Origin of the sequence: Microcoleus sp. FACHB-SPT15 (genome assembly GCF_014849525.1) — a bacterium.
In the GTDB taxonomy this organism is placed as follows: Bacteria; Cyanobacteriota; Cyanobacteriia; order Cyanobacteriales; family Coleofasciculaceae; genus Symplocastrum; species Symplocastrum torsivum.
In genome coordinates this window covers 119,833-145,323 of record NZ_JACJNU010000050.1, presented here as the reverse complement: position 1 = coordinate 145,323, position 25,491 = coordinate 119,833, and the positions used below count along the sequence as shown (strand labels likewise).

The window sequence follows — 25,491 nt, the reverse complement described above, 5'->3', positions numbered from 1 at the left end:
GAGGTACTGTGTAAATCATAATCCTCTACGCTGCTCAATCTCAGCAATGGGCAAATAGTATCTTCTCAATCTCCTCCCTCACTTTTGGAGTGACATTGCCACTATTCAGACAATCCATCAGCAGCTTATTCGCATCGTAGTACCGCTTCAGTTGTTCCTTCTGCTCCTCACTGAGCTGCCAGTCATGCCCAATATTGCGATGCTCAATCATTACAGTTCTCAATTCATTGAGGCGGGTCTGACCATTAGCTTGCCAAAACGTTTCTTCGACTAACAGCTTCTCTCTCTGCCAATCCTCATCAAAAAACTTCTCAAAATCTTCTTCTATCCTAGGAAGGTGTATTTTGATATGTTCAAGGGCTTGATGTAGTTTAGGAGTACGACTGAAATCGCTGTGGCATCCCTCAATTCCACGACGGAATTCTTCAAAGTTCTCGCTGTAGAGTGTAAAAGTAAGACTCAGATCAAGATAAAGTTCATAAAGATGTCTATATGCAAGATCGTAATTAAAGATATTGTCATCATGACCCTGAATGTCTGGCTTAGATCCAAGCTCACCAGCTAAGTAACGTGCCAGTGGGAAGTCATGCACAAGGGCAAAATAGAAATTGCATTTGTCTGAAAATTTACAAGGTACCTTAACCGAAGAAGCCTTTGTATTAACCCAACCCAGAAACTTTTTTAATTGCTTATCTGAAATCAATGAGGTTCCAATTTCCTCTTGCTTTTGCTTCATTAGCATCAATAATTTATTAGCATTCTCCACCATACTCACTGTCAGCAAGAAAAGTTCTCGCCAACGAGGTTGAGTGACGTGAGTGAGCAGTCGTTGAAATTCGGCTTCAGGATTAGAGCTATCAACGATATATTTAGCGGCGAAGTATTCCTGAAACGTGAGGTGGGAGAATGACCAAATCCCTTGCGCTTGTTCAATCAACAATCCATGATGGGCTTCAATCGCCTTAAGAACGGTTTCACTCTCCTCAGCCTCAATCCCTAAATGCTCGGCGATATATCCCTGAATTTCGTCCTGCTCAAACAGAATAAAGTTATCGGGTTGCTCAAACTTCCGGAATGCAAGATAGCTCAGAAGTTTTTGCTTGTCTGAGACTGATAGCTGCTGGTAATCTCTGGGAATATCTCGAAATTTATCCCACTTGTTTAAAAGCAGATTACTCGCTTTTTCATACAGTTCTGACTGCTTCTTTGGTAAGTCTTGTTCTGCGATGAATAGCAAGCACGTCAGAGTCAGTAGGATGGGGGTTATGGCTAGCTCACGAATTTGCTGATTTTCCTCCAGTTTTCCGACGAACCTACTTGTCCACCTCTCTGCCTCCCCGGATGTTTCAGGGGTGGCTGTAAACCAGTTAAGGGCAAATATTTTAACTTGTTCAGCATCAAAATTTGCAACTTCAATCGGCTCGAAGTTATCGGCAATGTATTCAATCGTTTGAGTGCGACAGGTGAGAACAAAGCGGTTTTTGCGATACTCTTTGGCAAATTCGTAGATTTGGTCTCGGACAGACTGCCTCAACTGGCTGGCGACTTCATCCAATCCATCCAGCAAGATGAAGGCTTTTCCCAGATTTAGAATTTGCTGTGTTTGCTCCTGTTCTGGCAATCCAAATTCTCGATGGATCAGGTTCAACAGATTAAATGAGTTGCCCTCTTTGATAGACCGCAGTTCAATCAAAACTGGAATTCGATCACAAAAGAACTTCCCCTTGCTACAGTCAACGGCGAGATGTCGTAAGAAAGTGGTTTTTCCTGACCCTGGTTTACCAAGCACCATCAATCGGGGAAATTGTTGGACGATTTCCTGTCCAGGGAGTCGTTCCTGTCGCTGTCCTAGCGCTAACCGTTCATAGTCCTCCCGTTGCTCAACGCCTTCTAGCAATCCAGAAATCGAAGCATAGCGCTTGCTCGACAACTTCTCCAGCACGTAAACATCCACATAGAGCAGATCAACATCAATTCGAGTGTCGTCCGGTAATCGAATCTTGCTGTAGTTGTCTAGGATTGCTTCGCCACAGTGCGATCGCACCTCCCGCACCAGTACATCAATATCTTGACTATCGTTCTGCTCCGGCTCAGGCAATTCTGGCTCTGCAATCTCTTCCCAGTTCAATCCTAACTGAGCACAAACTTCCATGAATACATCACAGTCCGTTGGCTTGCCCTGCAACAAGCTCCAGATTGTCTGACGAGAGCAACCCACTGCACCAGCGATATAGGTCTGTGACCATTTCTTTCGCTTCAGAGCTTTCTTGATGTCTTGAATACCTTGTAAAGATGCCTGAAGCGATCGCCTTGCCATAGCTCAACCAGAATCTTATTCCCTCAATTCTGACAAATCTGACAAGTCTGACAACAAGCCGAACATTAGCTCTGACCATGCTTGAAGGACTTTCAAAGATGCTGGAAGAGTCAACATCAAGAACTAATCCAGAACACAAATCCCATGAAAAACTTCAACTTCACTCCTGCCTTCCAGCAAGTCTTCTTCACCGTTGTCTGCTTCACCCTTCTCTCTGGTGGAGCCTCCTTCTGGCTTGCTGCCAAAGACAACCTATCTCCCCAACAGATTCGTGTCTTTGAGAATTGCAATACTACCTGGAATATGGGCATCGGTGCCATTTTTGGACTGCTAGGCAGCAAGGCAACTGACCTATTTCAATCAGATGATCAGGAGGAAGAGAAAAAGTAGGACTTTAGTAGAGACGTTCCGGCGGAACGTCTCTATTGGATTTCGATTCACTTTGCAGATATTAGTGCTGGTTCCAGGGTAGGTAACCACTCTTCTCGTAATTTTGCGATCGCCTCTTCTTTCAACTTCGCTTCAATCTCAATCCAAGGAGCATTGCTGTAAGAACTTGGCATCACAGTAATTAAGTCACTATGATTTCGGTCACCAAACGCTTCACGCCCATTGGAGATATGCACCAACTGCCATTCTTGCTTAGGCCAAGTAGTACCTGCGGCGGCTTGCATCTGAGCAACACTGGGGTGTTCGTAGCTGTCTAACTTTTCGTGAATAACGTGGTGATGGGCATCAAATACCATCGGAATACCCGCTTTACCGCAAACCTCTAAAATTTCCTCGGCACTGTAAGCGTATTCATCATTTTCCAGCGCCAATCGAGAGCGAATCCCTTCCGGCAAATTGCGGATAACCTCAACTAGTCGCTCAGAGCGATCGCTTTTTCCTCCATGAATCTCAATCATCGCCCAAGGCGATCGCGGTAATCCTAACTTGTCCATAATCATCGCGTGCATCTGAAGAATTTTGATGCTGTTTGCAATGACTTTCGGATTATCCGAACTCAAAACAACAAATTGGTCAGGATGCACAACCACACGAATGCCAGATGAGATCGCCCGATTGCCTATTTTCCGGAGTTCTTCACTCAATTCATCTAGTACCTTTTCACCCAACTCTGTATCGGCAAAGGGAAAAAGATTCGAGCTAATTCGATAGAGTTTTAACTCATGATTCAGGCAAAAATCGATTGCTAAGTTTAAGCGTTGTAGGTTGTCCTTATATAAATTCCGGAGCAGTTCTTCTTGTTCAGACTCCGGAAACGAAAGCAAGCGCTTGCGCGTGACTGTTCGGTAACGCACCTCTTTGGATGCTGTGATACAGACTAATCCTAGTTCCGGTGTCACGCTCATCAGACTAATTATCACTCCTATGATGACTACTATTTCATTGATAATTATACTTTCGGGTTAAGTCACCCATCTCAAGAATGACTCTCAATAAAAAATGGATTTTAATATTTAACCCATAGTACTCCTGTTGGGGTTTCTACTTGAATGAGAAGTTAACGTGGGGTTGCTAAAATTTCCAGTATTAGGTTTAATTGGCTTCATAGCGTGTCGAGCGGAAATTAGCTATGCCGCCGATTCTCTTGGCTGAGTTCTAAGTTTCACTCTCAATCCATTAAGGTCTCTGAATTATTAATATCTGGTTTGGCTAAAACTTATGCCATTAGATCTGTGAGGAGAAGTTCCCTAATGCCGTAACAGACCTTTGAGGAAATAATTATTAAAAACATTATGGAAAATATCGGGGTTAACTTGGAAAACTCATGGCGAACTCTCACTGACTTTTTTACTTCCTCTGTGCGATCTAGCCCGATCACCGATCCAGTTCCAGTCTTTCTGACGATTATGGCGATTATGCTAATTGCGCCGCTGTTATTTGAGCGGTTCAATCTTCCTGGCATTGTCGGCTTAATCCTGGCAGGAGTGGTTGTGGGTCCGCATGGACTTGGTCTTTTACAGCAAGATAGCACCATCAATCTGCTAGGAACAGTGGGATTGCTGTTTCTGATGTTTATGGCTGGGTTGGAAACGAGCCTAGATGACCTCAAATACAACGCCGATAAAGCCGTTATTTTTGGACTAACGACCTTTGCCGTACCAATGGTGCTGGGTACAGTTGCCATGTTGTTGTTGGGATACGGCTTTTTAGCCGCAATACTGGTTGCTTCTTGTTTTGCCTCCCATACACTTCTGGCACTGCCAATTGTGACTAAACTGGGAATTATGCGATCGCCAGCAGTGACGGCAACATTGGGAGCGACTTTAATTACCAATGTATTAGCCTTGCTCGTTCTCGCCATTGTTGTTAAAGCTCAACAAGGAAGCCTCACTCTAAGCTTTTGGTTGTTCCTAATTCCCTCACTCAGTCTCTATACCTTTGCCACCTTATGGGGAGTTCCCAAAATCGGGCGTTGGTTCTTCCGTCGCTTTGGTCATGATGAAGGAGCCGAATTTACCTTTGTGGTGGCAACCTTATTTGTTGTGTCTTATGCTGCCGAATTAATTGAGATTGAGCCAATTATTGGGGCATTTTTAGCGGGAATTGCAATTACTCAACTTATCCCCCAACTCAGTCCTTTAATGAATCGAATTCAGTTTATTGGCAATACTCTCTTTGTGCCATTTTTTCTGATTTCGGTAGGGATGTTGATTAATCCGGCAATTCTAATCAAGCAACCTCAATCTTTGTTAGTAGCAGGGGTAATGATTTTTGCAGAAGCTCTCAGTAAATTTCTGGCAGCTTGGGCACCAGGGAAGCTGTTTCGTTTTCAGTTCCCTGACATTATGGTGATGTTTGGGCTGTCAGTGGCTCAGGCGGCATCTACGTTGGCAGCCATTACAGTGGCTTACAACATTAAACTGGTCGATCAAGCTACAGTCAATGGAATTATTGCCATGATTTTAGTTACTTGTATTGCTTCCCCTGCGATTACAGACCGTTGGGGTGCAAAAATGAAGTTAGAAGTAGCAACTCCTGCTAGTCGTGCTAAACAACAATTAGGAGATCGAATCTTAGTCCCTGTCGCTAACCCCAGCACTGAAGATAATTTGCTACAACTAGCCTTGATTTTGGCAAAATCCACTGGGGGAACGTTACTACCGCTTCATATCTTAACGGACAGCCAAGGACCAATTTCAGCAGAGGCAAAAGCAAGATCCAGTCAGCTTCTAATGGCGGCAGAAACTATTGCTCACTCGGCTGTCACAGCCGTTGAACCCATTGGTCGAGTTGATGATTCAGTTGATAAGGGAATTTTGCGAACTGCCCAAGAGCGTAATGCTAATTTAATCGTTTGTGGTTGGAAGGGATACTCTACTACTCGTGATAATTTCTTTGGAGGTGTCATTGATAAGGTAGTTTCTCGTTCAAGTGTACCTGTGTTGGTAGCTCGCTTTCTACAACCTATTGAGAATATAAATCGAATCGTTTTAGTTTTTTCTGAAAGAGAAATATCCTCCTCTACTTTTAAGCAAACAATGGCGCTGGCACAAAGCCTATCCGTGGAACTTAAAGCCTCCCTACAACTATTGCAGATAGGGGCAGCTTCGCAACGTGAGTCCTTCAATCTAGAAGCTTTGGGATTGAACTCAGATGTGGCCATTCAGCGAGTGAAGGAAAACGCTGTAAGTAAAGTCTCAAGAATGCTAAAAACCAATGATCTGTTGATATTAAAAGCTGGAAGCTATTCTGATAGATTAGGTTTATCCAGTTGGGGAATTGCACCGGAAGCGATTGCTCGTAGTCACACCAAGATTTCTAGACTTGTTGTCCATTTCCCACGCAATATGGTTATCTAATGAGCTTAGCTATGTTCTAAGTATGAAGATGAGTGAGCTACCTACTAGAAATTTATTCGATCGTCTGAGTAACTCAAGGTTGATTCGTTACTTGCTATTGCTGGCTCTTGGTTGGGCGATCGTGCAAGTTTTAGCTTACTTTGAAACGGTAATTGTCATTTTTTCCTTCGCAGCTATTTTAGCCTTTTTGCTTAACTATCCCGTACAATGGCTCCATCGTTTTTTGCCTCACGGTGTAGCGGTGGGATTAGTTTTTTTACTAAGTCTCGTCATTATTGGAGGTCTTGGTATTACACTTGGTTTAGCAATTGTGTCTCAAGGACAACAGCTAATTAGTCAGTCAACCGTGTTGGTAAACTCTGTTCTTCCTCTCGTAGAACAACTAGAAGCGGTTCTGAGTAAATGGAATCTTCAAGTCGATTTGGGAGCAATTGAAGAGCAACTCCGGAATCAAGCTTTATCAGGGATTGGAGCTGGTTTAGGAACAATACAAACATGGTTGTCAAACTTGATAGATTTAATTTTAATAGCTGTTGTTGCATTTTTTATGCTGCTAGATGGAGAACGGCTTTGGAAGTTTTTTCTTAAACTTTTTCCTAAACCGTTTCGGGAAAAACTAACAGCGACCATTCAGCAGAGCTTTTTAGGATTTTTCTGGGGGCGATTAATCTTGTCGGTATTCTTCGGGGTTTCTGCCTTTATTGTATTTTTAATTTTACAAGTACCGTATGCTTTGGTTTTAGCTGCAATCGTGGGGGTTTTTGATCTCATTCCCGGCATCGGAGCTACGTTGGGAATTAGCCTTGTGGCGTTAATTTTGTTACCTCAAGGAATATGGTTAAGTCTGAAAATCCTGGTCAGTTGCATCTTACTCCAGCAGGTTGAGGAGAATTTATTAATGCCTCGAATTATGCAAGGCTCCATTAATATCAATCCAGTTGTTATGTTTTTCGCTTTACTGGCTGGTGCTAGGATAGCAGGACTGCTAGGAATCTTCCTTTCTATTCCTATTGCAGGAGTAATTATTAGTTTATTTGAAATTGATGAGATGAAAGGAGAGCGAGAGTAAACCCAAGATGTAGTGGACAAAGATGCTACAGAAATTATTGCCGATGCGATCGCTAATATGAGAGCTGATACTCCTGGGAGAGGGTTGGATTTATTCTCAATTTAGGCGTTCTTGCCTTTGGAGTATCGGAGATAATCATGGCTTTGATAATCACGGCAGCGCTATTAACAGGTAAGCCGAAGGCAGCGAAGGAATTCACTGCTGCTTATCTCAATCAAAAAGGGCAGCACATTAGCGTGCTGCCCTAAGATTGGTCTGATAACGAAGTGGTTGTTAGAGTGTCAGGTAAAGAGAATGGTAATTTCTCAACTGTTGCCTTACCTACTCTTTACGTGATGACGCTACGCGATCGCAGCCATTTTGACATCGTTATTCGCTAAGACTTCTTGCAGTTCCTCAGCATCTACGGTTTCCTTTTCAATTAGCATCACTGCTAGTTTGTCAAGGATATGCTTGTTGTTCTGCAACACTTCTTTAGCGCGTTGATACGCTTGATCAACGAGACTCCGAACTTCTTCATCAATTGTTGCTGCCGTGGTATCAGAGAAATCGCGGTCTGAGGCAATATCACGCCCTAAGAACATATTGCTTTGCTGGCGACCTAAGGCGACCGGGCCAAGGCGATCGCTCATTCCAAAGCGAGTCACCATCTGCCGTGCAACACGAGCAACCTGTTGCAAGTCATTGGATGCTCCAGTCGTTACCTCTTCTTCACCGAAGATGATTTCTTCAGCAATACGACCGCCTAAAGCGACAGCCATCTGGTTTTGCAGATAAGAGCGAGTGTATAGACCAGAGTCCATCCGGTCTTCGCTCGGTGTGAACCATGTCAAACCACCAGCACGACCACGGGGGATAATGCTAATCTTCTGCACGGGGTCATAATCCGGCATCAAAGCACCAACTAGGGCGTGACCTGCTTCGTGATAGGCAACCAAGGTTTTGCGCTTCTCGCTCATCACCCGGTCTTTCTTCTCAGGTCCTGCCAAGACGCGATCAATCGCATCATTCACTTCATCCATCGAGATTTCGGTGAAGTTGCGACGGGCAGCTAAGATTGCGGCTTCATTGAGAAGGTTAGACAAATCGGCACCTGTGAAACCAGGGGTACGACGGGCAATCTTCTCAAGATCCACATCCTTCGCCAAGGTTTTGCCACGCGCATGAACGTTAAGAATCTCCAAGCGTCCAGCGTAGTCAGGACGATCCACAACCACTTGTCGGTCAAAACGACCCGGACGCAATAGTGCGGCATCCAGAACGTCTGGGCGGTTTGTCGCAGCAATAATGATGATGCCAGTATTGCCCTCGAAGCCGTCCATCTCAGTCAGTAACTGGTTGAGGGTTTGCTCCCGCTCATCGTTACCGCCACCTAAACCTGCACCCCGTTGACGCCCCACGGCATCAATTTCATCAATAAAGACGATACAGGGAGCATTAGTCTTGGCTTGCTCAAACAAGTCGCGGACACGGGAAGCACCGACACCCACGAACATCTCAACAAATTCCGAACCAGAGATGGAGAAGAAGGGTACACCCGCTTCACCCGCAACGGCTCGTGCTAGTAAGGTTTTACCCGTTCCCGGAGGACCAACAAGGAGGACACCCTTGGGAATCTTCGCCCCAATTGCAGTGAAGCGGTCAGCATTTTTGAGGAAGTCAACAACTTCATTGAGTTCTAGCTTGGCTTGCTCAATGCCAGCGACATCGCCAAACGTCACATTGGTCTGTGGGTCCATTTGTACTCTGGCTTTGGACTTACCAAAGTTCATTGCCTGAGAGCCAGGACCACTTTGGGCACGTCGCAGCAAGAAAAACAATCCGACTAGCAATAATACGGGGAAAAACAGGCTGCTTAATGCTCTAAACCAGAAGCTTTCATCACTCTGAGGTAGAACCGAAATATCCACACCATTGTTAGCGAGGATGCTAATCAACTGAGGGTCATTAGGCAAGTTAACCAAGACTTGTTGACCGTCTTGAGCGGTAACAAGGGCACGGGTGCGGTCAGCACTGAGTTTGACCGTCTCAATCTTGCCAGATTCAACTTCATTAATTAGCTTGCTGTACTTCCATGTGTCCCGGCTTTGGGATGGTTTGTCTAAAAATGCTGTTGCCAAAGCGATGACTACTATCGCTAGTAGTGCATACAGCCCTGCGTTTCTCCACTTCTTATTCACTTACTTATTACCTCCAAATACTGAGGAGCGGGACATTGAATAACTTTGTCTTGTATTAACTAATGTTAACGTCTCTCAGGAAAAATTGATGCAATTGGCTCTAGAAAAGCCTTTCATCAACTACTTGTACTCATCCATGGTAGTATGTAGGGCTGCTAGTGTGGAAGTTTTGTACTCAGTAGTGCATCGAGGCAAAAGTTTCTGACCACTTTGCCGGATGAGGGGGAGATAGGGGAATGATTTCCGCGCCCTGTGCATCAACTCAAGATCTGCCACCAACTGCGTAGTTGCATGAGACTAGGATGTAACGGGTCATACTTTAGTTCTCCAAGCGCTTTGAGGACAGTATGAATGGGAATGACTTCAACCACACTGTTGGTGTAGGCGATCGCTTCAAAACTCAGCACCAACTTCGTGTCCCAAACTACCTCTCGAACTGGGTGATTCTGTTTCTTGAGCCAAGAAATCAGTTGCGATCGCACAACTCCCGGTAAAATCCCTGCCTCAAGGGGGGGTGTCCACCAACAGTTATCTTTCCAACCCCAAAGGTTACCTGTACTCGTTTCTAACCAATTCCCTTTGGCATCAAGCAAAATCGCCTCCATTGCTCCTTGTTTCTGTGAAGCTTGTTGAGCAAGCCAACTAGGGAGATAGTTACCCGTCTTATGCATTGGAAGGATACGACGATATTCAGGGGCATCCGCTAGCCATGCTGTAATGCCCATTTGCTGGCGATTTTCTAAATCAGAGGGGAGACAACGCCCTGTTATCCACTCTCGCCCATTGGGAAAAATCGTGATTCTGAGAATAGGATAGGAAGCACTTAATACATCCGCCCCTTGCCGCATTTGAGGCAAGTTAGGTAACTGCCACCCCAAAGTTTGCAAACTAGAGATTAAGCGATCGCAATGACTCTTCCAGTTCGTCAGTGGACTGTCTAAGGATTGATGATAAACCCGCAGGGTCGTGAAAACAGTTGCACCATAAAGCAACCCTGGATCATCAATCGCCAGTTCCAGAGAATCTGTTTGTTTTAACTGACCGTTGTACCAAAACAACTCTAGTTTAAAGATTTAAATGTTCTAAGGGTATTACTTAAAAAAAGGTGCTACTTACACACTGATTTCCATAATGCCTCTCCAATACTATCTGAGGTAAAAAATTGCAAAGGTTCATTTTCCCCAAATTCCTCACGATTGACTAATTCTCCTTGGGCATTGAAACGAGCGATCGCTTTTACCCGAAAACCCCGTAGAGGACAGCTCATTGAAATATAAGACTTTTGTGCGACTATCCCTGTTGCATCGGGTTCAGAGCGAACAGACATCTGCCAGAATAGGTAAGTGCTATTGCTAGCTTGTATAGATTCTGTGTCAATGTAGTAGTCAACATCACTTCGGCTACGAGTCACAAAAACCCAGTTTTCAGCGAGGGCAGGTAGGCTAGTGAGTATACTGATAACCAAGGCAAAAAGCAGGGATTTGAGCATAACTAGAACAAAAATCGAATGCTCGGTCTAGGGGAAGACTGTGAGCAGGGTGTTTGACTGCCACAATACTAACTATGCTGAATATTCCTTGACTGCGTTAACCTGAGCATTACAGAGTGTGAGTGCTGTTCACAGGAACAGCCCAGAGTTCAACGGAGTCGATCACATTCGGAGTGAAGCATCGTTTCCGTTCTGGGTTGAAGACAAACCATTCAGAAGAAGCTGATGTGCATTTAACTTACACATTGAATTTAGTCGCTTTTTGTTTACTACCGTTGTGTTGACCGTTATCAGTTAACAGCCTACGGTTAACAAAGAACGATTTACTTAAATAGGGGTTAAATGTGAGAGCAGCTTAAATCCTCTGGCAAGAATCTCCAAGCGCAATACTTGTTTGATTTTGACTCACTTCCAGTAGGCCAGTTCAACGATGAGCCAAGACCTTCAACCAACGAACCCTGAGCCATCTCCTTTAGGTGGACGCTACAAAATCATCAGCGAACTGGCAGCGGGTGGGTTTGGTCAAACCTTTCTAGCCGAGGACTTACACTTACCGAGTCACCCCCGATGCGTGGTTAAACAACTTAAACCCCAGACGAAAGACCCCAAGGCTCTGCTAATGGCAAGACGCCTGTTTGATACAGAAGCTCAAGCCCTCTACAAATTGGGTAGCCATGACCAGATTCCTCGGCTTTTAGCCCACTTTGAGGACAATCAAGAGTTTTATCTTGCTCAGGAATTTGTTGAAGGAGAACCGCTTACTGAAGAATTAGTACCAGGTCAACCGTGGTCAGAGACACAAGTGGTTGCTCTATTGCAAGATATTCTGCAAGTGCTGGCATTTGTCCATCAGCAGCAGGTTATCCACCGTGACCTCAAGCCACCCAACTTAATCCGCCGCAAACGGGATGGCAGAATTGTGCTGATTGACTTTGGGGCGGTGAAGCAAGTCAGCACGCAGATTGTTGAGCCTGACGATGGGCAGACAAATTTAACGATTTCCATTGGGACGAAGGGCTATATGCCCAACGAACAAGTGGCTGGGAATCCTCGCTTTAGTAGTGATGTCTACGCTGTTGGTCGGCTTGGCATCCAAGCGTTAACCGGACTCCACCCCAAGCGTCTGGGTGAAGACCCTGTGACAGGTGAACTGAATTGGCGAGAGGTCAGTGGTGATTCAGAAGGTGAGCATCACACAGTACAGATTAGCCCAGAACTAGCTGAGATTCTTGACTGCATGGTGCGCTATGACTTTCGCGATCGCTACCCAACAGCCGTAGAAGCTCTGGAAGCACTGCGAAGCTTACCATCAGCTATTTTGGACTTAATACCACCACCTCAGCCTATACCTGACATCACAGAAGCACCTACCTACCTAGAACTGTCGCTATCCGGTACCAAGAAACAGACAGATTCTGAGGTAGACAAATATCCAACAGAGTCTGAAGTAGAGCTAACACCTACAAACATTTGGCTGCCAACCCAAGCCCCAGAAATGTCCTCGACTACCAACGGTAATCTAGATACAACAGCACCTTTAGAAGACCAGCAGATATACTCTTCAGACTCAAACTCTGCGACCGCCAAATCAGAACCAGAGGAAAAACCGAGATGGTGGCGCAAACCTGGGTCAATTGTTGCCATCGTTGTAGCTTTAGCGGCTGTGGGGGCAAGCGTTTTGATGGGGAAGACCATGCTATCTTCTCTGTCTACCAATCAAATCGTTGACCGCCGCACACCAACCACCAGCCCTAATCCAAGCCCTGCCAGTTCAGCTGTCCAAAGTCCAACCCCCCCTCCCTCTCTGGAGAAGCCGCAACCAGCAGAACTCCTGAAGGAAGCTGAGCGTTTGCGACAAGCTGGAGAGTCCCAACAAGCCCTGGAACTCTACGATCAGGTAATTGCCCTCAAGCCCAATATGGCAGAAGCTTACTGGGGACGTTGCTACAGCTTGAACAATCTCAAGAAGCCTAATGAGGCAATTGTTGCTTGTAACGATGCCCTCGATCTCAAACCCAACTATGCAGAAGCGTTGTGGAGCAAAGGGAGCGCCCTCGATCAGCAGAAGCTTCCCCTAGACGCGCTACAACTCTACGAACGAGCCACTAAAATCAAGCCAAACTTTACCGAAGCGTGGGTTGATTATGGGATTGCGCTTCAAGGGTTCGGTCGTTCTGAGGAAGCAATCCGCGCCTTGGATAAAGCGATCGCACTGAGGCGAAATTCAGCAGAAGCCTGGAGTACTAAGGGTGAAGCCCTCTGGAACCTCGGACGGTTTGATCGTGCGATCGCGGCTTTAGACAAAGCCCTCCAAATCGAGCCTGACCATCCTAAAGCCCGCAAATTACGCGAGAAAGCTCGAAAAGAATTAGGGCGATAGAGAAGTTGTTGGTTGTTGGTTATTTGTTATTTGTATTCTTTAAAATCCACTTCTAAAAAAACTACTCTTGTGAAGAGTAAAGAGTTCCTTTTTCAGCTTTACCAATGTACATCACTGAAGGATTATCACTAATCCTTGCTTGAAAACCTCCTGTTTTCTTGTAATATAAATAGGCTAAGTCATTTTGAGGTAAATTGTTACCAAATAAATCAAATCCTTTTATTTCTATATTTTCAAAACCTTTATACTTTAAGGACTTTATTAGCTCTTTGGGCTTGATAAACTTATTCCAATCGTGAATTCCTTTAGGGATTTCTGAGAGTAAATTTTCTAATAACCAAATCATGATTATCTTAGATTTTAAGGTTCTATTGATGGTGTCAAATAAAAACAAACCCCTCGGTTTTAATACTCGATGAATCTCTGATACTGTTTTATCAAGATCAGCAACGTGTTCCAAAACATCAACACAAGTGACAATATTAAACGTATTATCACCATAAGGAATATTTTCAGAAAAACCCTGCTGATAGTCAATTCCTAGATTTTGACTTTTGGCGTGTTCTTTGGCTTTAGCAATACACTTTGGCGATTGATCGATACCAGATACCGCTACACCTCTTTGAGCCATAAATTCGCAGGAAAATCCACCTCCACAACCTACGTCTAGAGCCGTCAGTCCTTTCCAATCACTGACGTAACGGTCAAAGAACGCAAAACGAGGTTGATTGAGATGATAGAGTGCATAGATTTTTGCATCGGTGTTCCACCAGTTTTCTGCACTTACGTCATAAAACTCTAAATCATTCTTTTTCATAGTTTACTTCTCTCGTTAGATGCCTTTCCTCAAGTCAAACTGAAATACTACAGAGAGTTGATGAGGAAAGTAAAGATGAATAATCCTTTAGTAAGACTAGTGTTAATTGCTCTGTTGCTGCTGACGGTAGTTTTTCCCTTTGCTGGGTTAGCACCTTTGATGCTTATCGTTTTGGGGTTTGGAATTTGCTGGTTCTTGTGGTCACTGGTGCAAGCATTTTTTACGGCTGATGTAGAAGGAGATAATAACAAAGCTGGATTGAAGTCATCGAGAGGTGAGTCCTAATCTGCTTGATGATTAGCTGTAAAAAATTAGATACCTTCTCTAGATTTATACCCCAAGGGAATAGCCTGATTTATTTCAATAGATAGAGACACGCTCCTCATGAAATCTGAGACGTTAGTTAAGGAGCGATCGCAAAAAAATCTATAACAACCATTTTCCATCTATTTATGTTTGGAATCAATGAAATTAAAACAGCAGCCTTGTTAGGGCTACTTAGTGGTCTTCTCGTTTTAGGGGGTTACTATTTAGTCGGAAATGAGCAGGGACTCTACCTGGGACTTGCCTTTGCAGCAGCCAGTAGCTTTAGTTCTTGGTACTACTCTGATAAAGCCGCATTAGCCGCCTACAACGCTCAACCGATTGAGCGTCAGCAGGCACCAGAACTCTATGACATGGTTGCCTCATTGAGTGCGAAAGCTGGCATCCCAATGCCTAAGTTATTTTTCGTTCCGACAAAATCCCCCAACGCTTTTGCCACAGGTCGAGACCCAGAACACGCCGCTGTAGCTGTGACGCAAGGCATTGTTGATTTGCTCTTACGCGAAGAACTTGAAGGCGTTTTGGCTCATGAACTCACCCACGTTCGTAACCGTGATACCCTCACTCAAGCGGTTGTCGGTACTATTGCCGGAGCAATCACCTTCCTGGGACGAATTCTGACGTTTGGGGCACTTTATGGTCCAGTGACACGCGACAACCGTCAAGCTAGCAACCCCTTCGGCTTGCTATTTTTGATTGTTCTCGCTCCCTTAACCGCTGCACTAATTCAGTTTGGCATCTCCCGCACCCGCGAATATTCTGCTGACTTAGGTTCAGCGGAAATCACTGGGAATCCAGAAGCACTTGCCAGTGCGCTAGAGAAGCTAGAAGCGATGGGGCATCAAATTCCAATGAACGGTAATCCAGCAATGTCACCGTTACTCATCGTCAATCCTCTCTCTACAAAAGGGTTGCAATCTCTATTCCGGACTCATCCACCTACGGAAGAACGCATTCGTCGCCTGCTGGAATTAGCTAAGCAAAAGCAAGCGACCCCAGTTGCGGCATAATCGTCAACACTCTCAGCCAACAATAATCTCTACTTCTTTAATACCCAGTAGTAAAGCTGGGTTTTTTGTGTCTTTAAATCAATGCAATTGAAGTGGAATCGCTTATACAAGGCGATGGGCAAGGGCTACCCACTCATTTAATCGCTCACAATCGACGGCTTCGAGTCCTGCCTCAGTTAATGCCATAGTCACTTCGTCCTCATAATCAGCGGTAAAGCCAGATGTAATGAGTAGTCCCCCATTGGCATCAGTCCGACGAAGTGCCCGTTGAAAGTCATCGGCAAGGGCAATATGCACCCGTGCAAGGATATTTGTGACGATGAGGTCAAAGCTTGCTGTAGCCTCAATTGTTGGTATGTTGTCGAGGGTATCCCCACCCATCCAATGCCCTAAGTTGCTTCCCTGTCCCAGGCTCCCTTCCCTCACTGTTACCTGCTGTTCTACTCCATTACGACGTACAGCATCCTGGGTTGCCTGCACTGCGATGCTATCGTTGTCTAACGCTAAAACATTTGCCCCAAGCTTCGCCATCGCAACACTGAGAATACCCGAACCTGACCCCAGGTCGAGGACATTCATAGAGGGGAGGATGTACCGTTCAAGCAGTTTGAGACTGACTATAGTTGCTGGATGTAGTCCGCTTCCGAAGGAAAGGCTTGTTTTCAATCTTAAGGTTACTTCGTCTGCTGCCTCTGATTGATAAGGTGCATCGGGAGTGAGTACAACAAATCGTTGCCCAATCCGATGAACCAGGGAGTCAGGTACCTCTACCTGTATGGGTTTCTCCTCAACCACAGTCACCTGTGGTGTGGTTGCTAGTCCTGTGCGGTGCAACGGTGAGAGGAGATTAACGATTTTTTCTACTTGTGCTTCTGAATAAGCATCGTGGTGTAGATATAGGCGAATCGTGAACGTCCACTGGGCTTGTGCTACATCCTGATCACGTCGCTGAGGTAGATTCGGTTGGGCGTATTCTGTAATGTGAACATCACCAAGCTCATGAGTCTCAGCAAGTAGTGTACGAACCCAATCAACCGCTTCGTGCGTTGTATCAAGGCTCAATTCCATCCACGGCATAGTTTTATCCCTCTGGTGTAGCTGCACAGTTGCAGAACGAATACTGATTAGCTCACACATGACTATGCGCTTAATGCGATCGCTCTCTTCATTCTCCCGTGAGATGGTGGTTTTGAGCGCCTAACCAACTTATACGCGAGTACAAACACTCACACATAAAGCGGTTGCTCCTCAAGCTTCAGCTAGGAATCAGTATCGATTTCAACCAGCTTAATTCTTGACGATAAACCTAACTTTATTCGGATTTGAGACTTCGATACATCAAACTTCTTGGCTAATAGCTCAATCAACTCCTTATTTGCCTTACCATCCACAGGCGGTGACTTCAGTTCTTTGGGCAAGTAGGATTAACTATAGAACCAAGGTTTTGAAGCGGTTGGCTAAGTTGACGACAAGGTAATTTCAGCTAAAATTGCTTAACTTGGACAAGCACTGTCACTCAAAAATAAAGCCATTAGTCGTTTTACTGACAACGAGCTGATACCCAGTTCGGCTTCGCTGTCAGTTTTTTGACTGTCTTCGAGTTAGCGTTTTTCAGCAAGCTCTGGACGTAGTCTTACGTTTAGCTGCCTTCACCACCTTCACCACCTTCGCCACCTTCGCCGCCTTCAATAACTCCAGACCCTTCTTGACCCGCTTCGCCGCCTGGAGTCTGTTCAGTTTCTTCTTGACCCGCTTCGCCGCCTGGAGTCTGTTCAGTTTCTTCTTGACCCGCTTCGCCGCCTGGAGTCTGTTCAGTTTCTTCTTGACCCGCTTCGCCGCCTTCACTACCTTCAACCTCTCCAGCCCCCGGAGTTTGAGATTCTTCGGTTTGTTCGCCACCTTCACCGGCATTACACGCACCAACGCCAGCAACTAAGCCAAGCGATAGCAACAAAGCAATAGATTTTGATCGCATTCTTGTATCCTTATATATCGTCAACACACTAAAGAAGCACTAGCTACATTGACTGTTGCTAGCTTTTATCAACTATAAAGTTAAAGTAACAAGTTGAGCCATTCTGCGAGAAAGAGGTAAAACTACTTGCCTCAGCCAAGCTTATCCATAGGCTTTACTGTCTGAACTCAACCTAAAGGTTGTTTGTTAATAGGGGTTCCCACGATGATTCTTTCCATCCCCAACGTCCTTACCCCAGAGGAATTGCAGGTTATTACGTCCAGTCTCAATGAGACTGACTTCGTAGATGGCAAAACTACCGCAGGCTGGCACGCGAAAGTTGTTAAACACAATTTTCAACTCAAGAGCGAGGCTACCTATGCCAAAGATTTAAAGGATTTAGTCAAGGCTGCCCTAAAACGCCATGCTGTATTCCAGATGGCAGTTCTACCGCGAGTCATTCACTCAATGCTATTTAGCCGCTACGAAGCAGGTATGTCCTACGGCCGACACATTGATAACGCATTAATGGGCAATCAAGATTTTCTGCGCTCAGATGTTTCCCTCACCCTATTTCTGAGTCCGCCCTCTACCTATGAGGGGGGTGAGTTAGTGATAGAAAGCACTGACGCTGAACAGGCATACAAGCTCGAAGCTGGTTCAGTGATTGTTTACCCATCCTCTACCCTGCATCGGGTGGAGCCTGTGACGGAAGGCGTTAGGTTAGTTGCTGTAGGTTGGGTTCAGAGCTTAGTACGTGAGCCAAGCGAACGAGAGATTTTGTTTGATTTAGACACGACTCGTAGAGCAATTTTTACCAAACAGGGCAAAACAATCGAGTTTGACTTAATCTCGAAAAGCCATGCGAATTTGCTGCGGAAGTGGGCCGAGTGATAGACGCTACCCCTTTCAATGCAGCAGCTATGGCGTGTTAGGTAGTAGGGTGAACGGCGAGTCTTGGAGTTAGAATTTCCCCGAAGTCCAATCTGTTCAAGTCTTGATCTAGATTTTCCCCTAAAACCTACCACCTACGCGCCTTAACCTTGACATAGGTAGTGAAAGACGCTCTTGACAAAGCTGACAAAGTTCAGATACTTTCAAAAAGTTATGCGAACAATTAAGAAAGACTTGCATTAAGTTGAAGCATTATCCAACTTGAAGATTCATATCAACAGCATCACGATGAGAGTAAATTAAATCATGAAACTGACGCGACGTACTTTAGTATCGACCCTGACAGGACTGTCTGTATTAGTAGCTGCTGGATGTTCTCCTCAATCAAACAAGCAAGCAGGTGTCGGAACAGCTAACGATGATAAAGTTGTCAGCGTCTACTCGTCTCGTCACTACGATACTGATGAGGAACTGTACGACAAATTTACATCAAAAACTGGTATCGAAGTTAAGTTGATCGAGGGTGACGCTGACCAACTCATCGAGCGGATTAAAACTGAAGGGAAGAACAGCCCAGCCGATGTGTTTATCACCGTTGATGCAGGTCGTCTCTGGCGGGCAGAGGAAGAAGGATTATTTCAGCCCGTTTCTTCCTCGGTATTAAAAGCAGCCGTTCCACAAAATCTGCGCCATCCAGACGGACTGTGGTTTGGCTTGACCAAGCGGGCGAGGGTGATTGTTTATAACAAGGATGCCGTCAAGCCGTCAGAGTTGTCTACCTATGAAGCTCTAGCAGAACCCCAGTGGAAAGGGCGCGTCTGTGTCCGCAGTTCCAATAACGTCTACAACCAGTCTCTTTTAGGTTCAATGGTGGAATCGGAGGGAGTAGAGAAAACCGAAAACTGGGCTAAAGGTCTGGTGAGCAATTTGGCACGGGAACCTGAAGGAGGGGATATCGAGCAGATTGCAGGGGTAGCGAAGGGAGTGTGTGATGTGGCAATCGTTAACCACTACTACTGGGCACGCATTGCTAAGTCAGACGATGCACAAGATCAAGCAGCCATTGCTAAGACAGGTGTTTTCTTCCCTAACCAGGAGGGACGCGGTACTCACGTTAACATCAGTGGTGCTGGTGTTGTCGCCACGGCACCACACTCAGAAAACGCGGTTGCTTTTCTGGAATATTTGGTTAGCCCAGAAGCTCAAAAGATTTTTGCAGAAGGGAATAACGAGTACCCTGTCGTCGAAGGCGTAGAAGTGGAACCTATAGTTGCTCAACTGGGTAAGTTTAAAGTTGATTCCGTGAATGTCGCTGCCTATGGGCGCAATAATCCAGAAGTTATTAAAATCGTCGATGGCGCGGGCTGGAAGTAGGTCAATCAATCTTGCTTGGCAACTGATTACAGGGTCGAAAATTCGGTCTCTAAATACGCTTTGACAGGGCTACAGAAAGCGACGGAAAGCCCTTCCTTCTAGTGAGGGGAGGGATAACCGTCCGCCGCTTCGTTGTTGGTTATTTGTTTCTTGAAGAATACAAATAACAAATAACCAACAACTGATTTAAGTTGCTATGTATGAATTCAACTGGCTTATCCAAAGCTTAGAAAGCCGCACGTGATCGCGTACAATAAACAACATCGGTGTTGTCAAAGTAGTCTCTTTGTTCCTACTTTTTGGACAGTATGAATCTGAGCTTTCAGATTAAAAACCCCAAAAACTCTGCTTAGTTTTACTACATTAACTAACACTTCAAGCTGTATTTAAATACCCTTACCCGCAACAAGTTTATCGAGTATAGCGATCAACTAAATTCACCCAAGGACTGGGGCTAGAGGTTGGGGAATAGGCAGAGTAAGCTCTTCATACTGTCCTAAGTCCCTTAGTTGCAGAGCTTCTAATTGGTAACCTTGCCGTGAAAGGGAATAATACACAACATCGTTTTCATAAAAGTAGGCATCTTTTTCATATTTCATGCCTACTTTTTCCATTACACGACGCGAGGCGATGTTTTCTGGTTTTGCGATCGCAACAATTCTTTCAAGTTTTACGACATCAAACCCATACTTCAGCACAGCAGCGGCGGCTTCTGTACCAAAACCCCTTCTCCAGTAGTCTTTTAATAGCAAATAACCAATTTGGACTTCTGGTGTGTTTTCGAGAAACTTAAGTCCGCAATGACCAATTAACTTTCTATGTTTTTTATAAACGACTGCCCAGACACCAAACTTATGCTGTTGCCAGCTTTCTATTATCGAATTAATCGCTGCCCTAGTTTGGTCTAAGCGAAGCGGTTGTTCATTGGACAGATACTTACTTAAATCAGGATGACTATAAATAAAATATAAATCATCTAAATCATCCATTGTGAACTGCCTGAGTAGCAGTCTCTCTGTTTCTATCTCACGCATGATGATGACATAAGACCTTTTAAGTTACATTATGAAAGCTTGTGTTTCGTTTTGCCGTTTTTGTTTACAGAAATTAGAAATCAGATAGTAAATGTCAAGTTTTTTAACACCTAGCTCGGCGAATCGAAGCCAACGAGTACGAGAAAATGACTGGCGGCTTTTCCTGCGGTTAGTACCTTATGCCCGTCGCAATAGCCGCTTGTTACTGATTTCCATCACTTTATTGCTGCCGTTGTCTATAGCAAGTGCCGTTCAACCCTTAATCATTGGACAAGCTGTCTCCTTACTTCGTGATGAACAGCAAATCTGGTTTTTTCTAAAAGACAGCACCTTAACTGAGGGGATAAATATACTTATTGGGTTGTTGCTACTGACTATCATTGTTCGGCTAGTCTTTGTTGCTGTTCAGGGATATCTGGTAGTCAGGGTAGGACAACAAATGACAGCAGGGATTCGCGATGACCTTTTTGATCATGTAACCTCGCTTGCCGCACGATTTTTTGACCGAACCCCCGTTGGGCGGTTGATTACTCGACTCACCAGCGATGTCGAAGCCCTAGGAGATGTCTTTTCTACAGGTGCAATTGGGATTATTGGTGACATCCTCTCAATGGTGGTGATTGCAGTCACCATGTTTTTTGTGCAATGGCAACTGGCATTAATGCTGGTGCTAATGCTAGTACCTGTTATGGGTTTAATCATTTACTTCCAGCAGCAGTATCGCAAAGCGAACTACAAAGCAAGGGAAGAACTATCAGCGCTGAACTCAATGTTGCAAGAAAACATCGCTGGCATGAACGTCGTGCAACTGTTCCGTCGTGAGCAATTCAATGCCGAGATGTTTCGCACGGTTAACCAGCGCTACGTCACTCAAGTAGACAAAACCATCTTTCACGATTCCGCTGTTTCCGCGACACTAGAATGGATTAGCTTAGTTGCGATCGCTGCTGTACTCTGGCTAGGTGGTTCGTTTGTCCTGGGAAATACCCTTAGCTTTGGAGCGTTGTCAGCCTTTATCCTGTATGCACAGCGTCTGTTTGACCCCTTGCGCCGCTTTGCAGAAAAATTCACCATGATCCAAGCTGGGTTCACCGCAGTTGAGCGCATCAGCGACATTATGGATGAACCGATTGAAATCCGCGATCCAGAACATGGTGTCCAGCAGCATCTAACTCTTGCCTCTCAAAACGGTAACTCCCAGACTGGAGAAATTCGTTTTGAACAGGTTTGGTTTGGCTACAAACCCGATGAATATGTTCTAAAAAACCTAGACTTTACTATCCGTCCTGGTGAAAAAGTGGCATTAGTCGGCCCCACAGGTGCGGGGAAAAGTTCAATTATCCGTCTTTTGTGCCGCCTCTATGAGCCAACAAAAGGACGAATACTCATTGATGGCATCGACATTCGTGATTTACGCCAAGCAGACTTGCGGCGCTATATGGGCGTTATCCTTCAGGAGGGGTTTCTCTTTGCTGGAGATGTTAAGGGCAACATTACATTGGGAGAAACCTACCCATTTGAAGAAATCGAAACCGCCGCAAAAGTTACAAACGTTGCTAGTTTTATCGAACAACTACCCCAAGGCTACGATACTCAACTACGGGAGCGAGGGACTAATCTCTCTGGTGGTCAAAAGCAACTATTAGCCTTTGCCCGTGCAGCAATTCGTGACCCCAGTATCCTAGTGTTGGACGAGGCAACAGCAAGTTTGGATGTCGGTACAGAAGCGTTGATTCAAGAAGCCTTAGACCGATTACTAGAAAAACGTACAGCCATTATTATTGCCCATCGACTCTCAACGATTCGCAACGTAGACCGGATTCTCGTACTGAAGCGAGGAGAGTTGATCGAATCGGGTAGCCACGAGGAACTGTTGGAAGAGAATGGGCTATATGCAAGTTTGTATAAATTGCAGATGTTAGGGGCTTGAGCCGTGGAGACGTTCCATAGCAGAAAGCTGTCAGCTATCAGCTATCAGCTTTTTTGTTTTCCTGACTCCAACGTGGTTTCACGGCTTTTCGCTGTACGTCATTTAACTGAGAACTGCTACGAGCCATTCAAAATGCTTGCATCCATGTAGAGGTAGGTTTCTACATCAATTGTCTTATATCCCTGGAGCTTAGGCAGCCGAGTGAACGTCAACTGTATGAAGAAGTGCAATTGAGCGATCGCAGAACGTATGAATCAATTCTTAAAAGCCCTCATGGGCTGGATAGCAACAATTACTCTACTTGCCCTGATAGCTGCGTGTTCTTCCACAGAACGCCCTCACAATACAACTGAATCGACAAGTACTGAGCACTCAAGTAGTCAGCATTCTGAAGAAACAGCGCTGAAGCCTTCACCGCTATCCTTGCCAAAAACGATACATGACATAGATATCCCCATTTCAATTAAAGATAAAAATCTCGATTTGGAATTTAAAGTTAACGGCATACGTGAACATCAAGGCAAAGGAGTAATCAAACCGAATCAAGGACAAAAGTGGATAGTAGTATCTACCACAATTACCAACAAAGGACAGACTTCTCAAACTATTTCCGTTGTATCTTTTGGGCTGATAGATAGTAAAAATAATCAGTATGAGGTAGCTCTCCTCGCTGGAGCTTTAGATGATGTACAAAGCCCTACAGGTCAACTCAGCCCAGATGATGAACAGCAGGGTGAGGTGGCATTTGAAGTGCCAGAAGGAACGAAAGAACTGAAGCTTCTTTTTAAGCCTAATAGTATTAATTGCGAAGCCTCTGCTTCTAAACAGAAGTCATCAGAAACTCTCAATTGCGAACCAATCGTAGTTAAATTAGACTAAGACTATATCTGGGGAGAAAAAAGGAGATTGTTCAAAGTCTACTCATTGAATGAATCTGTTGAGTTCCAGTACTAACAGATGCACCGTAGTGGATGGATTGTCTCTGACTGGATTGTGAGGATCGTATTGTTTAAGAAGATTTTCAGCATTTCTAATAGCAATAGATTGCTTCTCAAATAGCTCATCATAGATGGCTTCACTGTTTTTCTGATATGTCCGACCAAGTAGGGAAGTCAACTTACGAAGATAATCCTTTCGAGGAATACCAGTATCGATAAATTCAAAGTGTAGGACATACCACAGCTCAAATGCTTCATTGGAATAAGCAACTTTAAATCCTTGAGCAGTAGCATTTTTGATAGCGTTATTAAAATCCTCTACAGTCCAAGAATCACGATCAAAAACACACCAAACCTGATCATAATCATCTTGTTTTTTCAGCTCCTTGGCACTTTGAACTAGTTTACTTGGATTTTCTCCTAAACCCTGCACATCTATTTCAACAACCTTGGAAACACGAAACCCCTCAAAATAGTTAGGTTCGGTTTTCTCTCCTTCACATACGATCAAGAATCTCTGCCTGACTTCCCTCGTATTAACCTTTCTGGGTGAATATCCACGAGAGTTTACCCTTCTTCTAGACATGGGAGTCGAGCAGATGATTCAGATTTCCGATATAAGGAATTGCGCCATATCTACCTTTAATATAATCACTCTCGAATGAGGCATCGTTACGTACTTTGTATTCTGCTAGAGAGTATAAATCTGTTGCGCCGTATCTATTTTTTTCGGTAAACCAAATTTGATCTCTACGAAAAAGCTTATTGCTAAGTAGATTGGTATCGTGAGTCATGAATATTAACTGAGCATTACTTGGATTTGTTTCTTTAGAATTAAATACTTCAACAATCGCACGGCTGATCAAAGGATGAATTCTTGCATCAAATTCATCAATGATTAGAACTTTTCCATCTTTCAGCGTGTCAACAAGAGGTCCTGCTAAAGCAAAGACTTTTTGTGTTCCCTCGGACTCTTGATCGTCTAAATCAAAAAGCTCTGTAGATACAGAATTTCCTTTTCTATCAATTTTTAGGTGTATGGTCTGAACTGATACGGATATCGCTTCTTTTTCCACATTTTTTAAAATAAAGTTTTTTATTTCATCTGGTAACTGATTGGGCAAAGAGTCAAGGGTAAACTTGCTTTCTTTTACCTTGACATTACTAAAACCTAAATCTAATTTTTTGAGTAAATGAAGAATTTCATCTTTGTTTTCGTTATCTATCAAACAACTAACTGTATATCCTCGATAACGTCTATCATCTAATCCAGAAACAACTTTAACTGTGTTTGTAAACCAATCCAAAATTCTTTCTGCAATCTGGACATTAAATTGAGCAGATACAGACAAGAAGAGGGCATTATGCCTGGTTTTCTGCTGAATACCATCAGCCTTGTATGTTTTAGAAACACGAATATTGTCCTCTTTGCGTTCAAAAAGTTTAGTCTCTCTTGATTTAGGAACATAAAATAACCATTCAGAGACAACTTTGTCACGAGTTGCTTCAAATCCATATCTATATCTTTTATTGTTCATTAAAAATACTATTTCAAAAAAAGATGGCTTGGCTTCGGTTTCAGTATCAAGCTTAAATGGCTCAACACCGATTTTTTCTGTGCTTTGAGTCTCTTTAGAAGAGTTAATCATGAACCATCTCATGAAGCCTAATGCTTTAGCCATGTTGCTTTTACCGCTGGCATTTGCACCGTATATTGCGGCGCTCTTAAGTAATTTAAGATCATCGTCTATTTCAAAAACGTTGTTTTCATCAAGCTTTTTGTCTTTCGCGACAAGGTTAGCTGCCACCATGCTAAAGGTGACTTGCTCCTTAAACGATCTGTAGTTACCTACACTAAATTCGATAAGCATGGCATGGACTTTAGACTTAGGGCGAGAATTTGTGAAAAAATCACAGCTTCTTGCCTTGAGGATAGCAGCAACTGAATTAAACTGCTAAGGTATAAGATTGC

The 25,491-nt window shown here is 44.3% G+C and carries 21 protein-coding genes and 1 pseudogene; 10 read left to right on the top strand and 12 right to left on the bottom strand.

Annotation, left to right across the window (positions count from 1 at the left end; translation table 11 throughout):
* Positions 1-40: 40 nt before the first annotated feature.
* Positions 41-2,317, bottom strand: coding sequence for an NACHT domain-containing NTPase (locus tag H6F98_RS17695; RefSeq protein WP_192220013.1), 2,277 nt, complete (start codon positions 2,315-2,317; stop codon positions 41-43).
* A 144-nt stretch (positions 2,318-2,461) separates the two neighbouring features.
* On the opposite strand from H6F98_RS17695, the gene H6F98_RS17690 reads away from it, so the two are divergent.
* Positions 2,462-2,707 carry a hypothetical protein gene (locus H6F98_RS17690; RefSeq protein WP_192220012.1) on the top strand — a complete coding sequence of 82 codons (246 nt, stop codon included), beginning with the start codon at positions 2,462-2,464 and terminating at the stop codon, positions 2,705-2,707.
* A gap of 47 nt (positions 2,708-2,754) precedes the next feature.
* Here H6F98_RS17690 and uvsE read toward each other — a convergent pair whose 3' ends face one another.
* The gene (gene uvsE, locus H6F98_RS17685) at positions 2,755-3,672 is read right to left on the bottom strand and encodes a UV DNA damage repair endonuclease UvsE (RefSeq protein WP_192220011.1); all 918 of its coding nucleotides are present in this window, start codon (positions 3,670-3,672) and stop codon (positions 2,755-2,757) included.
* A 387-nt stretch (positions 3,673-4,059) separates the two neighbouring features.
* Here uvsE and H6F98_RS17680 point away from each other — a divergent pair, with 387 nt between their 5' ends.
* Positions 4,060-6,126 (top strand): cation:proton antiporter, encoded by a 2,067-nt coding sequence (locus H6F98_RS17680; protein WP_192220010.1) that lies wholly within the window; start codon positions 4,060-4,062, stop codon positions 6,124-6,126.
* A 22-nt stretch (positions 6,127-6,148) separates the two neighbouring features.
* On the top strand, positions 6,149-7,195 hold the full coding sequence (locus H6F98_RS17675; RefSeq protein WP_396812347.1) for an AI-2E family transporter: 1,047 nt from the start codon (positions 6,149-6,151) through the stop codon (positions 7,193-7,195).
* A gap of 341 nt (positions 7,196-7,536) precedes the next feature.
* Here the strand turns inward: H6F98_RS17675 and ftsH3 are convergent, their stop codons facing one another.
* The 3 genes from ftsH3 to H6F98_RS17660 all read right to left on the bottom strand — a co-directional run bounded on the left by ftsH3 (position 7,537) and on the right by H6F98_RS17660 (position 10,864).
* Positions 7,537-9,375, bottom strand: a complete 1,839-nt coding sequence (ftsH3, locus tag H6F98_RS17670; RefSeq protein WP_192220008.1) for an ATP-dependent zinc metalloprotease FtsH3 — start codon at positions 9,373-9,375, stop codon at positions 7,537-7,539.
* A gap of 257 nt (positions 9,376-9,632) precedes the next feature.
* The gene (locus H6F98_RS17665) at positions 9,633-10,433 is read right to left on the bottom strand and encodes an aminotransferase class IV (RefSeq protein WP_192220007.1); all 801 of its coding nucleotides are present in this window, start codon (positions 10,431-10,433) and stop codon (positions 9,633-9,635) included.
* Between the two features lie 50 nt (positions 10,434-10,483).
* On the bottom strand, positions 10,484-10,864 hold the full coding sequence (locus H6F98_RS17660; RefSeq protein WP_192220006.1) for a surface-adhesin E family protein: 381 nt from the start codon (positions 10,862-10,864) through the stop codon (positions 10,484-10,486).
* 430 nt (positions 10,865-11,294) lie between these two features.
* Between H6F98_RS17660 and H6F98_RS17655 the strand changes: the two genes are divergently transcribed.
* On the top strand, positions 11,295-13,244 hold the full coding sequence (locus H6F98_RS17655) for a protein kinase domain-containing protein (protein WP_192220005.1): 1,950 nt from the start codon (positions 11,295-11,297) through the stop codon (positions 13,242-13,244).
* A 61-nt stretch (positions 13,245-13,305) separates the two neighbouring features.
* On the opposite strand, the gene ubiG is transcribed toward H6F98_RS17655, so the two are convergent.
* A complete protein-coding gene (ubiG, locus tag H6F98_RS17650) occupies positions 13,306-14,061 on the bottom strand; it encodes a bifunctional 2-polyprenyl-6-hydroxyphenol methylase/3-demethylubiquinol 3-O-methyltransferase UbiG (protein WP_192220004.1) in 756 nt (251 codons plus the stop codon).
* A gap of 75 nt (positions 14,062-14,136) precedes the next feature.
* On the opposite strand from ubiG, the gene H6F98_RS17645 reads away from it, so the two are divergent.
* Both H6F98_RS17645 and H6F98_RS17640 read left to right on the top strand, forming a co-directional pair.
* A complete protein-coding gene (locus H6F98_RS17645) occupies positions 14,137-14,346 on the top strand; it encodes a hypothetical protein (protein WP_192220003.1) in 210 nt (69 codons plus the stop codon).
* Positions 14,347-14,513: 167 nt separating this feature from the next.
* Entirely contained in the window at positions 14,514-15,395 is an 882-nt protein-coding gene (locus H6F98_RS17640; RefSeq protein ID WP_192220002.1) for a M48 family metalloprotease, read from the top strand.
* Between the two features lie 102 nt (positions 15,396-15,497).
* Here H6F98_RS17640 and H6F98_RS17635 read toward each other — a convergent pair whose 3' ends face one another.
* The 3 genes and pseudogenes from H6F98_RS17635 to H6F98_RS17625 form a co-directional block, all read right to left on the bottom strand.
* Complete coding sequence (locus H6F98_RS17635; protein WP_192220001.1) at positions 15,498-16,472, bottom strand: 50S ribosomal protein L11 methyltransferase; 975 nt, start codon at positions 16,470-16,472, stop codon at positions 15,498-15,500.
* Between the two features lie 182 nt (positions 16,473-16,654).
* Positions 16,655-16,801: pseudogene (locus H6F98_RS17630) on the bottom strand (DUF167 domain-containing protein); the annotation flags it as partial.
* Positions 16,802-17,034: 233 nt separating this feature from the next.
* Complete coding sequence (locus H6F98_RS17625) at positions 17,035-17,370, bottom strand: hypothetical protein (protein ID WP_192219999.1); 336 nt, start codon at positions 17,368-17,370, stop codon at positions 17,035-17,037.
* Between the two features lie 204 nt (positions 17,371-17,574).
* Here H6F98_RS17625 and H6F98_RS17620 point away from each other — a divergent pair, with 204 nt between their 5' ends.
* On the top strand, positions 17,575-18,243 hold the full coding sequence (locus H6F98_RS17620; protein ID WP_192219998.1) for a Fe2+-dependent dioxygenase: 669 nt from the start codon (positions 17,575-17,577) through the stop codon (positions 18,241-18,243).
* 306 nt (positions 18,244-18,549) lie between these two features.
* The gene (locus tag H6F98_RS17615; RefSeq protein ID WP_192219997.1) at positions 18,550-19,617 is read left to right on the top strand and encodes a Fe(3+) ABC transporter substrate-binding protein; all 1,068 of its coding nucleotides are present in this window, start codon (positions 18,550-18,552) and stop codon (positions 19,615-19,617) included.
* A 437-nt stretch (positions 19,618-20,054) separates the two neighbouring features.
* On the opposite strand, the gene H6F98_RS17610 is transcribed toward H6F98_RS17615, so the two are convergent.
* Positions 20,055-20,651: a GNAT family N-acetyltransferase gene (locus H6F98_RS17610; RefSeq protein WP_192219996.1), complete on the bottom strand. Its 597-nt coding sequence runs from the start codon at positions 20,649-20,651 to the stop codon at positions 20,055-20,057.
* Between the two features lie 91 nt (positions 20,652-20,742).
* Between H6F98_RS17610 and H6F98_RS17605 the strand changes: the two genes are divergently transcribed.
* Positions 20,743-22,581, top strand: a complete 1,839-nt coding sequence (locus H6F98_RS17605; protein ID WP_192219995.1) for an ABC transporter ATP-binding protein — start codon at positions 20,743-20,745, stop codon at positions 22,579-22,581.
* A 249-nt stretch (positions 22,582-22,830) separates the two neighbouring features.
* Positions 22,831-23,460 carry a DUF4352 domain-containing protein gene (locus H6F98_RS17600; protein ID WP_192219994.1) on the top strand — a complete coding sequence of 210 codons (630 nt, stop codon included), beginning with the start codon at positions 22,831-22,833 and terminating at the stop codon, positions 23,458-23,460.
* A gap of 42 nt (positions 23,461-23,502) precedes the next feature.
* Here the strand turns inward: H6F98_RS17600 and H6F98_RS17595 are convergent, their stop codons facing one another.
* Positions 23,503-24,030 (bottom strand): RloB family protein, encoded by a 528-nt coding sequence (locus H6F98_RS17595; RefSeq protein WP_242058585.1) that lies wholly within the window; start codon positions 24,028-24,030, stop codon positions 23,503-23,505.
* 67 nt (positions 24,031-24,097) lie between these two features.
* Positions 24,098-25,390 carry an ATP/GTP-binding protein gene (locus H6F98_RS17590; RefSeq protein ID WP_192219992.1) on the bottom strand — a complete coding sequence of 431 codons (1,293 nt, stop codon included), beginning with the start codon at positions 25,388-25,390 and terminating at the stop codon, positions 24,098-24,100.
* Positions 25,391-25,491 lie beyond the last annotated feature (101 nt).